Annotated in this window: 12 protein-coding genes; 6 read left to right on the forward strand and 6 right to left on the reverse strand. The window is 69.1% G+C overall.

Features of this window, described 5'->3' with window-relative positions:
* Window positions 1-101: 101 nt before the first annotated feature.
* Complete coding sequence (locus GA0070618_RS11885; RefSeq protein WP_197701751.1) at window positions 102-899, reverse strand: alpha/beta fold hydrolase; 798 nt, start codon at window positions 897-899, stop codon at window positions 102-104.
* 324 nt (window positions 900-1223) lie between these two features.
* On the opposite strand from GA0070618_RS11885, the gene GA0070618_RS11890 reads away from it, so the two are divergent.
* Window positions 1224-2933, forward strand: coding sequence for a bifunctional metallophosphatase/5'-nucleotidase (locus GA0070618_RS11890; RefSeq protein WP_088981688.1), 1710 nt, complete (start codon window positions 1224-1226; stop codon window positions 2931-2933).
* Window positions 2934-3047: 114 nt separating this feature from the next.
* Here the strand turns inward: GA0070618_RS11890 and GA0070618_RS11895 are convergent, their stop codons facing one another.
* Complete coding sequence (locus GA0070618_RS11895; RefSeq protein ID WP_088981689.1) at window positions 3048-4955, reverse strand: hypothetical protein; 1908 nt, start codon at window positions 4953-4955, stop codon at window positions 3048-3050.
* A 130-nt stretch (window positions 4956-5085) separates the two neighbouring features.
* Complete coding sequence (locus GA0070618_RS11900; RefSeq protein ID WP_088981690.1) at window positions 5086-5679, reverse strand: hypothetical protein; 594 nt, start codon at window positions 5677-5679, stop codon at window positions 5086-5088.
* A gap of 169 nt (window positions 5680-5848) precedes the next feature.
* Here GA0070618_RS11900 and GA0070618_RS11905 point away from each other — a divergent pair, with 169 nt between their 5' ends.
* The 3 genes from GA0070618_RS11905 to GA0070618_RS11915 all read left to right on the forward strand — a co-directional run bounded on the left by GA0070618_RS11905 (window position 5849) and on the right by GA0070618_RS11915 (window position 7859).
* Window positions 5849-6289, forward strand: coding sequence for a hypothetical protein (locus GA0070618_RS11905; RefSeq protein ID WP_088981691.1), 441 nt, complete (start codon window positions 5849-5851; stop codon window positions 6287-6289).
* Window positions 6290-6549: 260 nt separating this feature from the next.
* Window positions 6550-7101, forward strand: coding sequence for an RNA polymerase sigma factor (locus GA0070618_RS11910; protein WP_197701752.1), 552 nt, complete (start codon window positions 6550-6552; stop codon window positions 7099-7101).
* Window positions 7098-7859: a hypothetical protein gene (locus tag GA0070618_RS11915; protein ID WP_088981692.1), complete on the forward strand. Its 762-nt coding sequence runs from the start codon at window positions 7098-7100 to the stop codon at window positions 7857-7859. The genes GA0070618_RS11910 and GA0070618_RS11915 overlap by 4 nt, the downstream gene beginning before the upstream one ends.
* Before the next feature lie 62 nt (window positions 7860-7921).
* Here the strand turns inward: GA0070618_RS11915 and GA0070618_RS11920 are convergent, their stop codons facing one another.
* Together GA0070618_RS11920 and GA0070618_RS11925 are read right to left on the reverse strand one after the other, a co-directional pair.
* Complete coding sequence (locus tag GA0070618_RS11920; RefSeq protein ID WP_143740334.1) at window positions 7922-8476, reverse strand: hypothetical protein; 555 nt, start codon at window positions 8474-8476, stop codon at window positions 7922-7924.
* Window positions 8477-8800: 324 nt separating this feature from the next.
* Window positions 8801-9421 (reverse strand): TetR family transcriptional regulator, encoded by a 621-nt coding sequence (locus GA0070618_RS11925; RefSeq protein WP_088981694.1) that lies wholly within the window; start codon window positions 9419-9421, stop codon window positions 8801-8803.
* A 122-nt stretch (window positions 9422-9543) separates the two neighbouring features.
* Between GA0070618_RS11925 and GA0070618_RS11930 the strand changes: the two genes are divergently transcribed.
* A complete protein-coding gene (locus tag GA0070618_RS11930) occupies window positions 9544-10536 on the forward strand; it encodes an aldo/keto reductase (RefSeq protein WP_088981695.1) in 993 nt (330 codons plus the stop codon).
* 407 nt (window positions 10537-10943) lie between these two features.
* A complete protein-coding gene (locus GA0070618_RS35525) occupies window positions 10944-11237 on the forward strand; it encodes a helix-turn-helix domain-containing protein (RefSeq protein WP_197701753.1) in 294 nt (97 codons plus the stop codon).
* 163 nt (window positions 11238-11400) lie between these two features.
* On the opposite strand, the gene GA0070618_RS33445 is transcribed toward GA0070618_RS35525, so the two are convergent.
* Window positions 11401-12705 carry a hypothetical protein gene (locus tag GA0070618_RS33445; protein WP_143740335.1) on the reverse strand — a complete coding sequence of 435 codons (1305 nt, stop codon included), beginning with the start codon at window positions 12703-12705 and terminating at the stop codon, window positions 11401-11403.
* Window positions 12706-12788: the final 83 nt, after the last annotated feature.

Below are 12788 nucleotides of genomic sequence, written 5' to 3' on the forward strand. Positions count from 1 at the left end.
GACGGGAGGCCGGCGCGGCGGCCCTCACCCGGACCGCGTCGATCGTGCGTCCGGACCGCCGGCTGTGCGCCGGACCGTCGGGCCGCCTCCGCTCGCGTCGATCAGCCGAGAAAGAACCGGCGTAGTTCGACGGCGAGGTCGGCCGGGGGCACCTCGTGATACCCGCCCGCCATGCTGAGCCGCCGGGCCCCGGGAACCGCCTCGGCCGTGCGCTGGGTCGCCTGCCGCAGCCAGTCCGGGCTCGCCGTGCTGTCCACCACCAGAGTCGGTGCCGTGATCGCGGCCAGCTCGTCCCGGGGGAGGGTGCCGTCGCCGGTGATGGTGGTGTCGTACACCAGGGTGTGCGCCATCCGCTCCAGGAACGACCAGCTCGGGTCGTGCCGCATCCCGGCGACCGCCTCGTCGGGCAGTCCCACCGCCGAGGTCATGAAGAGTTCCACGGCCTCCGTACGGCGGTCCGCCGCGACCAGCTCGGCCAGCGCGGCGGCGAGGTCCGGCCGGGAGCCGGCGCGCCCGTCCACCGCGTACGGCGGCTCGAAGAGGGCGAGACCGGTGATCGCCAGCCCCTGGGCGGCGGCCCGGGCGGCGAGGATCGCTCCCGAGGAGAGCCCGTAGACGTACGCCGAGCCGCCGGCCGCGTCGATCAGTGCCGCGAGGTCGTCGACCTCCCGGTCGGCCGAGTACGGCGCGGTGTCGCCGCTGTCGCCGCGCCCCCGACGGTCGTAGGTGTACGCCGTGAAGTGCGGGGCCAGGGCGGCGGCCAGCGGCTGCGCGGTCGTGCGGTCGTTGAAGGCGCCACCGACCAGCACGATCGGAGGCCCCTCCCCGGAGGGCTCGTAGGCAATCGGGGTGCCGTCGGCGGAACGCGCCGTCTGCACCGGCCGGTTCGTCGTGGTCACCCACCATTCCTACCCCGACGGTACGACAACCGTCGGTCACGACCCGCCGGCCACCGCTTCCGCGGCGCGGGGCACCCCCGCCGGGACACCCGTTCACCCGGCCGTCATGCCGGAACCGTCCGTCCGACCGGCTGAGGTTGCCGAACGTATCCGAAGCTCCGTTGTACTCGTCCGGTCGACCGATCGCGGCGCGGATGAGAGGCTGTCCCGGCAGGACCGCGACCCCCGCGCCGCACCCTGCGAGCGATCACTGCAACGGTACGGATCAGGGCAGCCGGACGGTACCGCGCCCGGCCCCACGCACCGACCCTCACGAGGAGTTCCATGTCCGTCTCCGGGATGCGCCGCCGGACCGCGCTCGGTCTGGCCGCACTCACCGCGGCAGCGCTGAGCGCGGTTGCCGCGACCCCCACCCAGGCCCACCCGGTCGGCCCGAAACCGGTCGACGTCAAGTTGCTCGCCCTCAACGACTTCCACGGCAACCTGGAGCCGCCGAGCGGCTCCAGCGGCACCATCGCCGGGCAGACCGCGGGCGGTGCCGAATACCTGGCGACCTACCTCAAGCAGCTCCGCCAGGAGAGCAGGAAGCACAAGAACACCGTCACCGTCGCCGCCGGTGACCTGATCGGCGCGTCGCCGCTGCTCTCCGCCGCGTTCCACGACGAGCCGACCATCGAGGCGCTGTCGCTGGCCGGGCTCGACTACGCCAGCGTCGGCAACCACGAGTTCGACGAGGGCCCCGCCGAGCTGCTGCGGATCCAGAACGGCGGCTGCCACCCGGTCGACGGCTGCGCCGACGGCACCCCGTACCAGGGAGCCGGCTTCCAGTACCTGTCGGCCAACGCGTTCAAGACCTCGACCGGCAAGCCGCTGCTGCCCCCGTACGCCATCCACAAGGTGGACGGCGTGAAGATCGGCTTCATCGGCATGACGCTGGAGGGCACCCCGGACATCGTCAGCCGGGAGGGCACCGCCGGCCTGACCTTCGCCGACGAGGCGCTGACCGCCAACCGGTACGCCGCCGAGCTGCGTCGCCGGGGCGTGCAGACCATCGTCGTCCTGCTGCACGAGGGCGGCAACCAGGCCGGTTCCGGCGGCATCAACGACTGCGTCGACTTCAGCGGCCCGGTCGTGGACATCGCCAAGCGGATGGACCGGTCGATCGACGTCGTGGTCAGCGGTCACACCCACCAGGCGTACAACTGCGAGGTGAACGGCAAGCTGGTCACCAGCGCCAGCTCGTTCGGCCGGCTGGTCACCGACATCGACCTGAAGATCGACCGGCGGAGTGGTGACGTGCTCACCATGAAGGCGGAGAACGTCGTGGTCACCCGGGACGTCGCCAAGGACCGGGCGCAGACCGAGCTGATCACCCGCTACAAGGAGGTCCTCGGCCCGATCGCCGGCCAGGTCGTCGGCACCACCAGCGGCCCGCTGACCCGCGCCCAGGAGACCCTGTACGGCACGACCCTGGGCGAGTCCACCATGGGCAACGTGATCGCCGACGCGCAGTTCGCCGCCACCGACACCGAGCAGAACGCGGTCGCCGCGTTCATGAACCCGGGCGGTGTCCGGGCCGACATCGACGCCGGTCAGGTGACGTACGAGGAGGCGTTCACGGTCCAGCCGTTCGCCAACAACCTGACCACCCTCGACCTGACCGGTGCGCAGCTCTACTGCATGCTGGAGCAGCAGTTCACGGTGGGCCGCACCCTCTACCCGTCGGCGTCCGTCCGCTACGTCGTCGACGTGAACGGCACCACCGCGCCGGCCGGCGACCCGTGCGCCGGCACCCGGGTCGTCCGGGGCAGCCTCACCATCGGCGGTACGGCGGTCGACACCGCCGCTACCTACCGGATCACGGTGAACAGCTTCCTGGCCGGCGGCGGTGACGGGTTCAGCGTCCTGCCGCAGGGCACCAACGCGGTCACCGGCATGATCGACCTGGACGCGCTGATCGCGTACCTGAAGGCCAGCTCGCCGATTGCCGCGCCGGCGCTGGACCGGATCCGTACCACGGCCGAGGTCGCCTGACCGTCGGCACCACAACGGGCCCCGGAGCAGCTGCTCCGGGGCCCGTTCGCCGTCACCGGACCGGACGGGGAGCGGTGCCACGACAGCGGCCCGCCCCGGCCCGGTCGATCGAGGTCAGGGGGTGCTCTCCGCCACCTGGAACGAGTACCAGTTCGCATAGTCGTACTGCGAGCCGTCCGCCCGGACCGCGTAGACGGTCAGGGTGCACCAACCACTGGTGCTCGGCGTCCAGGTGATGGTGGCCTCCCCGTTCGCGTCGGCCGCCACCTCGGTCGGCTCGGCGTCGTCGAAGGCGTAGCGGTACGCCGTCACGTCGGTGCCGCCCGGCGGTCGCGAGAAGGTGAAGGACCCCGGCACCCCGACTCCACCGGACGGTTCGCCGGTGGACGGGTAGACCTCGGACCTCACCCCCGGCCAGGGGAGGAAGACGTGGCTCCAGGTCGTCCACGGGGAGACGAAGCCGTTGCCGCTCCTGCTGCGTACCTTGACCTGGTGGCCGTCCACGTCGGTCGCGGTGAAGCGGAAGTAGGCGGTGCCGTCCTCCTCGGCCGTCCGCGTCTCGGCCTCACCGGAGTCCAGGACGACCTCGTACTCCACGACACCGGTCACACCGTCGCGCGGCCGGAACCGGAGCAGGATCTCCTGCCCCCACACCGGCGGCCCGTTCTCCACCGTGACCTCGGGTTCGGCCGAGGGTACGAACACCTCGTACACGTGCTCGGCGGAGGCGTTGCCGGCCGAATCGAGGGCACGGACGGTCAGCCGCTGCGGGCCACTGCCGGTCGGGCTGAGCGACACCGTCGCCGTCCCGCCCGGGGTGTCCGCCCGGACGGTGTTGGGTCGGCTGAACGGGTCCCGGCAGACCAGCTGACCGGCGTCGCCGCTGTACTCACAGACCCCCGGGACACCGAGTCCGCTCCAGGAGTACTCGAATCCGGCGACGTCCTTCTTGCCGTTCCCGGAGAAGGTGAAGATCCCGGGGACACCCTTGGGAGTCTGGGCGGAGCCTTCCCAACGAGGGTAGTTGGACGAGGTGACCGTCGGTGTCGGCGGCCTCGTGGCGTCGTACCGGAAGTAGCACTTCTTCGACCAGGCGGAGAGGTCCGCACCATCGCCGACGCGGGCCTGCCAGGCGTACGTCTGGCCGTCGACCAGGGTGCCCTCGGGCAGCCTGATCGTGTTCGCCCGGCCGGCGGAGCCGTGCTCGGAGGTGAAGACCGTGCGGGCCGCGCTGTCCCCGGTCGGCCAGAGCGCCACCTCGGTACGCAACGCGCGCTGGTCCGAGTCGTCCGCGTCGTTACCCACCACCTGGATGACGTGGGCGGTTCCACCGATGCGGGGATACGGCTTCAGCTGCGTGCACGGGAAGCCGCCGTTGTAGAGGCGGGCGTTGTCCACCGTCGGCAGGGAGTTGTACTGCACGGTGGCCAGCACGCTCCGGTACCAGTTCAGCCGCCGGCCGTAGCTCGGGTCGGCCTCGTGCTGCGCGGGCACCCGGATCTCGAAGGTCACCCGGCGCTGCCGGTTGGCCGCCGCGTCCCGCAGCGCCGCACCCACGTCGAAGGTGAGCGAGGCAGGGCAGAAGCCCGTGGTGAGAACCTCGTCGATCTTGCTCAGCGGGGCCGGCGCGGTGTTCCAGGTGGGGGTGGCGCCGACCGGCTTGGTACGCCAGATCTCGATCGCCCGCTTGGTGCAGTCGGCAGCGCTCTGCTCCTGGATGAAGACGGAGCCACCGTAGACCTTCTTACCCTCGAACGCGGACAGGTCGAACGTCGCGTAGACGCGGGACACCCGGGCCTGACCCGATTCGTCCTGCCACGCGCCGAGCGGGAAGTGCGTCTCGCCTACCTGGTACGCCTTGTCCGGCGTGGCCGAATCGGTCCAACCGACCTGGACCGACGGGGGCCGTTCGTAGTGTGGTGCCGCGGTGGCGGCACCGGCCGTCGTGACGACGAGCCCGGTGGCAGTGAGCAGCAGGGCGAGCGCCCCGACAGGGCCACGAGGTGGCCGGACGTTCCTCACCGTGATTTGGTCCTCCTGGTATCTGTCCATCACTCGGGCGCGATGGTGCAGATATCAAACTCGCTGGATGCGCCGTGGACAACAGACTTTCGGTGATCGGTCAGACACCTTGACGGGACCGACTGTGACCTCAGGGGGCGAAGGGCGGCAGCGCGGCGAAGCCGGGATGCAGCTCGACCTGCTGCGCGAGCTGGGCCAGCACCTGGCGTACCCGGGTCAGCGGGTGCTGCGGGAACTGGGCGTCGTACGCCGGGTCGTCGGCGACGTGCGACGGCAGGCCGCCCTCGCCCTCCGGCCCGTACGGGTGGGGCCGGAAGTAGCTCGCGGGGCCGACCTTGGCCATCACCAGCGCTTCCCGCTGGCCGGTCATCCCGCTCTCGGCGGCCTGCACCCGCAGCACCGCGCTGCACGCGGCCTTCGGCACGATGTAGCTGCCCAGGAAGGCCTGGCCGTGGGGCTGGTTCGGCAGCTTGACCTTGATGACCTGGCGGAGTGCCGGCTGGCCGCCGACCGACACGACGTCGGCCTCGATCAGCGCGCCACCCTGGCCGGCGGTCATCTTCGCCAACCCCTTCCGGAGTGCGGTCAGGTCGGTGAGGGCGGCGGGGAGGTCGGGAACCAGGTTGAAGAAGACCGGCTGGATCACGACCCGCTCGTCGTTGGCCCAGGTGTCCGCAGCCACCTGGTTGAATCCGGGAAGAAGAAAGTGCTGAAAGGGGTGCATGGCTCCGATCGTGTCAGACCCGCAGGCGATGGGCTCTGTCGTCTTCAGCCTGTGGACAGAGGGAATCACCGGCACAGGGACGGGCACGCGAGGGCCCCTCGCACCCGAGAGCCGTGCGCTGACCTGGCCGCCGAGGCATCGAGTAGCGTCGGATTGATCGGAGGAATCGATGCGTAACACCGAGATGGCGAAGCTCAGCGGGCTTGTCGGCGAATGGACGAACACGATCTCGGACGCCTGGTTCCTCGAACCGCCGGGCGCCGAGGTGCCGGGCACCACCACCATCGGGTGGCTCGGGGAGTCGCTCCTGGTCGCGCGGTCGGAGTTCGGCGGGGGCGGGCACGCGCATTCCGAGATGAGTCTCGTCCTCGGACGCAGCGATGCGAACGATCGGTTTGTCGTGCTCTACCAGGACGACCGCGGCGTCTGCCGCGAGTTCTCGATGACCTTCGACGGCGAGCACTGGACGATGACCCGTGCGGACCCGGACTTCCACCAGCGCTTCGCCGCCGACGTCGAGAAGGACCGAATCCTCGGCCGTTGGGAAGCCTCCGAGGACGGGGGCAAGTCCTGGCGGAAGGATTTCGACCTCACCTTCGAGCGCGCCTGACCGTCATACGACAGTGACCCCGCAACGCTCCAGACACTGCGGGTCATGGTCGGTGACAGGACGTTCTCCCGCAGCCTGCCCGAGTGGTACGCCCGCAACCGCGGCAGCAACGTGGCGACCGCCGATCTCGTCTCGCCCGGCCGAGAAGCGCAGCGGCCGGCCGTTCCATGCCTCTGTCGATGCCTGGCTCCATCAGCCGAGGAGATGGTAAGCGGCCCACCTGCACGTAAGTTCTCCGAACCGGCCGGACAGTACATGGTGTGAGCGAAGACGAACAGCGGTTCGTGGCGCTGTGGACCGAGTACGCCCCCCGCGTCATGGCGTACGCGTTGCGGCATCTCGACTCCGACACCGCCCAGGACGTGGTGTCGGAGACGTTTCTGGTGGCCTGGCGCCGGCTGGCGAGCGTCCCGGACGACCCCTTGCCCTGGTTGATCGTGGTCGCCCGCAACACGATCGGCAATCTGCGCCGGTCCGGACACCGACAGGTGCGGCTGGCCACGGAGTTGGAACGGCTCCGGCAGGTCGCCGAGCCAGCCGCCGCAGCCGACGTGCTCGCCACCGAACGCGCGGCCGTGCTGGCCCGGCTGGCGGCACTGACACCCAGGGAACGGGAGGCGCTGCTGCTGGTCGCCTGGGACGGGCTGACGCCCAGGCAGGCGGCGACGGTGGCGGGCTGCTCGCTGCCCGCCTTCCACGTACGCCTCTACCGCGCGCGGCGACGGTTGCAGGCCGTAGGCGAGGCGGACGCACCGCCGCACACCGACACCACCCCTAGACCACTGCCATTCTCCGGAGGAGGCACCGCATGACCGGGCAGAGCAAACTCACCACCCTTGAGAAGCTGCGGCCGGCGACCACGGTCGCCAACTGCTGGCCCGCCGCCGCGCGAGACACGGCGCTGGAACGCCTGCTGCAGGCCACCGCCGACTCGCCACCGCCAGTCCGAGTACGGCCGCGCCGGCGACGGTTGCTGCTCACCGCCGCGCTGACCGCCGGGCTTCTCACGTCGGGCGCGGGTATCGCCACGGCGGGCGGGCTGCTGCCGGACTCGTTCATCGGGCCGCTCTCGTTCTGGGCCAAGGAGACCGGTGGTGCGGTGGACGTCCAGACGGCGCGGCGGGTGGCCCAGGCACCGGGGCCGGACGGCACGGTCCTGTCGGTCTGGTCCGCCCGGAGCGAGGACGGCACCACCTGCATCGCGCCGATGTTCGAGTCGCCCGGTCCTCTCGACCGGCCCGCCCCGACGGACTTCCGGCTAGCCGGCGGGAGCTGTGAAAGGAAGTCCGACCGCGATCGCGGCAGCGGCAGTGGGCCGTTCCACAGAATCGGCGGGTCGTCGGACGTCCGCGGGATACACACCATGTGGGCGGCCGCAGGCGGCGCGACACGGGCTGAGCTGCGGCTGGCCGACGGGACCATGCGGCCGGCACTGCTCGCCGAGGGCCAGTTCTTCTTCTGGTACCTGGCTGACGAGCGCGTCGACCCGCCGACGCTCGTCGGCTACGACGCGGCCGCAAGGGTAGTGGCCGAGCGGCCCCTTCCGAACCTCGACCGGATGGGCCGCTGAGGGTGGCAGTGCCGGTCAACGAGGCGGGCACGGCGGTCATGCGCTAAGGAGCACCGGGTCGGTTAACGAAGATCCACAAGCTGCGGTGGCACCTCGCAAACCAGATCTACGTCGTTCATGCGTTCAATGATCGGAACTCCGTCGACGGTCGGCACCAGGAAGTGCGGTCTGCGGCCGGCGGACAGGTCATTGGCGTACTGGTCGCGGGTCTCAACGAGGGTTTCCCAGTCGGCAAGCCATGCGGCGGTCGGACGGTCATCGTCCAGCCGGCTGCTTCCCAAGCTTCGCACCTGTGCCACCATGGCAGCCACCGCAGCGTTCTGCTCCCTGACAGCGCGGATTCTGACGTCGAGGGCAGCACTAGGCGGTACGGCCTTCGCTACCACGGCAGCTTGCATGGTGGCACAGGCGCTCTCCGCCGTCTCTCTGACCGGCGGGTTGTCGATCAGCTCCGGGCGGTCATGGTTCGCGTACGACCAAAGGCCGGCGCAGAAAATGCTGAAGGCTCCTACGGTGCATGCAGCGACAGCGATCACCCATACCGCTGGGCCCTTCTTCCCGCCTGATGCAGATCGAGCACCGAGGTTGTCTGGCCGTACCGAGGACAGGTGGGTCACAGTCGCATCCTGTCGCCATTGTCAAGCCCCCCGGGTCGGCCCGCAGCCACCTGCTCCTGGTGTTCGGCCTGCGCAGCTGCACAAAGCACTAGAGGGCAGATCCATCGAGCGGATGTGCCCTCTCACCTGGTCGGGGTGGCCGGATTCGAACCGACGGGCGGGTCTGCTGCCAGGACATACACCTGACGTTCTCTCAGCGGCGACCTTGATCATTCCGCGCTTGTTCCGGATCTTGTCGCCACGACTGCGGCACACCTCAGTCTCAAGCTCTCCGTCTTGTACTGGTGGCGCTACCGTGACGCCGCCGCCTGGCGGGCGTTGTTCTCAGTTCGAGCGAGGGAACATGCGCTCGACGGCGGTCACCAGTGCGGCGCGGCGGGCGGCGATGGAGGGGTCCACGGCCTGGTCTGCGGCAGCGGCGGCGATTTCGGGCTGACCTGCCCAGGTCATGGCGATCTGGTTGATCAGGGCGAGGACGTCGACCGGGTCCCAGGCCGGGTCGAGCAGCCCGATGCGCTGTGCGTCGCGGAGTTGGTCGAGCTTGCCGGCGATCGTGGCCTGGAGGGGGTTGGTGGTGTTGTCTGCGGGCTCGGCCAGCTCCAGGCGGCCCCACATGATCAGGCGGTAGTGGTCCGGACGGGCCGTGAAGTGGTCGAAGAGGATGCCGGCATAACCGGGCAGGTTGGCCGGATCCAGCTGAGTGGCCTCGACGAGTGCGGTCGTCTCGCGTTCGGCGACGTGCGCGTAAAGGGCCTCCTTGCTGCGGAAGTAGGCGTAGATACGTTCCTTGCTCGTCCTGGCCTGCTTGGCGATGCGGTCCACGCGGGCGCCGGCGATCCCGTGCCGGGCGAACTCCTCCTTGGCTGCGGCGACGATCCGCTGGCGCGTGGAGTCGCCCGCGATGGCGGCGTCCGAGGTCTGGCCAGGGTTGGTGGAGCGAGGCATGAGCCAAGGATAGGCGACCGAACCGTTCGGTTTTGCGTTGTACTCCAGGCAGGCGTAGGTTCACACCGAACAGTTTGGTTTGGTCAGCTATGGGCTGCCGATATGACACGAGGAGCGATCTCATGCAGCACCGCACCCTGGGACAGCAGGGACTGCGCGTCTCCGCGCTCGGACTGGGCGTGATGGGGATGTCCCTGGCCTACGGCCCCTCGAACGACGAGGACGGCATCTCCACCATCCGCCGCGCCCACGAACTCGGAGTCGACTTCTTCGACACCGCCGAGCTGTACGGCCAAGGCACCGGCAGCAACGAGACGCTGCTCGGCAGCGCAGTCAAGGACTTCCGTGACGAGGTCGTCCTGGCCACCAAGTTCGGCTTCGACATGACCAGCAAGACGCTGGGGAGCGGCGTCAACAGCCGCCCGGAGAACATCCGCAAGGTCGCCGAGAACAGCCTGCGCTACCTCCAGACCGACTGCATCGACCTCTTCTACCAGCACATCTCCGACCCCGACGTACCGGTCGAGGAGGTCGCCGGCACTGTCGGTGACCTGATCACCGAGGGCAAGGTGCAGTACTTCGGCCTGAGTAACGTCGGCCCGCAGTACATCCGCCGCGCCCACGCCGTCACCCCGGTCACAGCCCTTCAGTACGAGTACTCGGTCTTCGAACGCGAAGTAGAGGACGAGATCCTGCCGGTCCTGCGAGAGTTGGGGATCGGCCTGGTGCCGTACTCGCCGCTCGGCCGCGGCTTCCTCTCCGGCGTGGTCAAGCCCGCCGACGAGTATCCCGAGGGCGACATGCGCCGCTGGGACGAGCGCTGGCAGGGCGGGAACTACGCCTACAACCTGAACGCCGCCGAGCAGCTCCGGAAGCTCGCCGCCACCAAGGGCATCACTCCCGCCCAGCTTGCCCTGGCCTGGCTGCTCGCCCAGGGCGAGGACGTCGTCCCGATCCCGGGCACCCGCAGCGCCACACGTCTGGAGGAGAACGTCGGCGCCACCGACGTAGAACTCACCGAGGCCGACCTGGCCCGTATCCGGGAGGTCCTCCCCCAGGGCTCCGCAGGCAGCCGCTACCCGGCCTCGATGATCGCCGGCTATCGCACCGACTGACAGCTCGTACTCCAAGTTCGGCGGTCCCGGGCAAGCGGCGGCGATCAGCGGCGGCATGTCCTCCCGGGCGGGGCTGTGACCGGGAGGACATGCCGACGTGCGCACCAGCCACGGCGGGCCCTGCTCCTCCTGATCAACCTCGAGGTCAACCGCTGACGGACGATCCGGCGGGGTTCCGGGGGTGCGACAGGCAGGGCTTCCCGGAATGCGGGCGGTAAAAATCCACTTCTACAGATTGGCCTGTCTGTCTTGTCTGTTGCCCTGGCCCGTGCGATAGCCCCGACCCCCGCCGAGCGCGAGCGGCTGAAGTGGATGGCCTACGGTCAGAAGACCGAGCACCGGCTGCGTACGCGGGCTCAGGTGATCCTGCACGCGGCGCGTGGGCGCTCCAACACGCGCTCGCCCGTGTGACCGGATTACACCTGGACACCGTGCGGACCTGGCGGAACCGATTCGCTGCGCTGGGACTCACTGGGCTAGCCGACCGCAAGCGCGCTGGCCGTCCGCCCCGCTTCACCGCCTTGCAGGTCGCCCAGGTCAAGGCCCTGGCCTGTCGGCTTCCCTTCGAGGCCGGCGCGCCACTGTCGCGTTGGTCGTGCCCGGAGTTGGCCCGCGAGGCCATGGCGCGAGACATCGCCACGTTCGTGTCGGCCTCCACCGTGCGTCGCTGGCTCGAACCTACGGACGCGGCGGAGCGCTGACCTACTTGGCCGCCTACGACGTCCACCACGCCCGCGTGTTCGGCCGCACCGAAGCACGAACCGGCATCGACCCGGCGCACGCACATGTGGTGACCGGCGAGGATCATCGAGCGGCACGCCAGTCGCCACGACCAGGTGTAGGCGGTCACCCGGGAGCGAGCGCCTAGGCTAAGCCTGGGGCGCACGATGCCGCGGTGCCGGGGTGCCGCAAGGTGACTGATACAGAGTGGGTGGACAACGACTCCTTAATAAGGCTGCGGGCATGGCTGATCTGGTCGGATGGCAGCGCGGCCAAGACGGTCTCCAGCGGATTCACGCGGCGCGCGTGGTCGAACCTCTGAACGTCATGATCCGACATTCCTGTGATGCCTTGAGAGTTGTCGACCGCGAGCGTGGGCATGCCAGCACGGCCCGACGATGGCGCACGTTGCGGGCGGTACAGCATTTTGCGAGCTATCCCGTAGTGAGCTGCGGATAGCTTCCGTCGTTCATCGTAACTGTCGTGCGCCGCGACCAGGACGGACACGGTCAGGTCGTCGAATGGTCGTGTCTTGGCCACGCTCTGCTGAATTACCTCGGCGAGTGTCGGCGCGTCAGCCGCCCGTTCCAAGCGCTTTCCTTCAGCGGACATCATCGACCCGGACCGATCTCGTCGCCATTGTTCGTGTCGGATTTGTGGCATACCGAATATGGCGTCCCGTGCCAGCGACTCCACTTCATGTGGGCCGCTTGGAGCCTCCGCATTGGATTGCCACGGAACACCGAACTGCCGGATCTGGTTCACAAAAACGTCGATGGAGAATTCGCCCCGTGGATCTTGCCCTCGGGCAAAGTTCACCATCCGCTGGCGAAAGCTCCGTAGGAACGCGTGACTAGCGAGCAGGCGCGACAGTGACTCTTCCGAAAGCGCTGACACCGCGCCAGAAACGATCGGGTCCAGCGATCTGTTGGCGGCGGAGCCGAGCGTCGCGCCGACTTTGAATAGTTCCCACAGCATCACTTCGCTGGCAGTGCCGGTCCACGTACGCACCCGTGGGCCGTCGAATATGCCCTCGGACCGGCTGTGCAGGTCACCATCGAGGCGGACCTCGACCGTAGGAACGTTCCAGATGACGATCGACGTAAACGACTGCCACGGTGGGTGCCCAGAAGCAGATTGGGCGGCGAGCCGGGCGTAATAGTGGCGGAAAGAAAGGTCGCCAGCCGTCGTACTATCGAGCACAGCGTCGGTGCGGCTGTGGACTAGTGCGAGTCGCACCAGGGCGCTGCCCCAGAAGCCGAGATCGACGAGTAGTCGCCGACATGTCGGCGTGGGCATGTGGTCCGGGCGGGCTGGCAGCGCAGCGAGGCAATGGCTCATGTCGGCGGCGAGCCGCTCGAACGCGGCAGGGCTGTTGAGCGCTTCGGTTATGCGCGCCGGTAGATGATCGAGAGTCCAGCGGGAGATTTGCTCGGAGTAGGTATCCATGCCGGGCCGCCCTTCGAGAGAAGCGAGTGGGAGGCGAAGGTTGGCGCATCAGGTGAGCACCGGTGATGTGATCATCACCACTG

The sequence above is a fragment of the Micromonospora echinospora genome (assembly GCF_900091495.1).
Taxonomy (GTDB): Bacteria; Actinomycetota; Actinomycetes; order Mycobacteriales; family Micromonosporaceae; genus Micromonospora; species Micromonospora echinospora.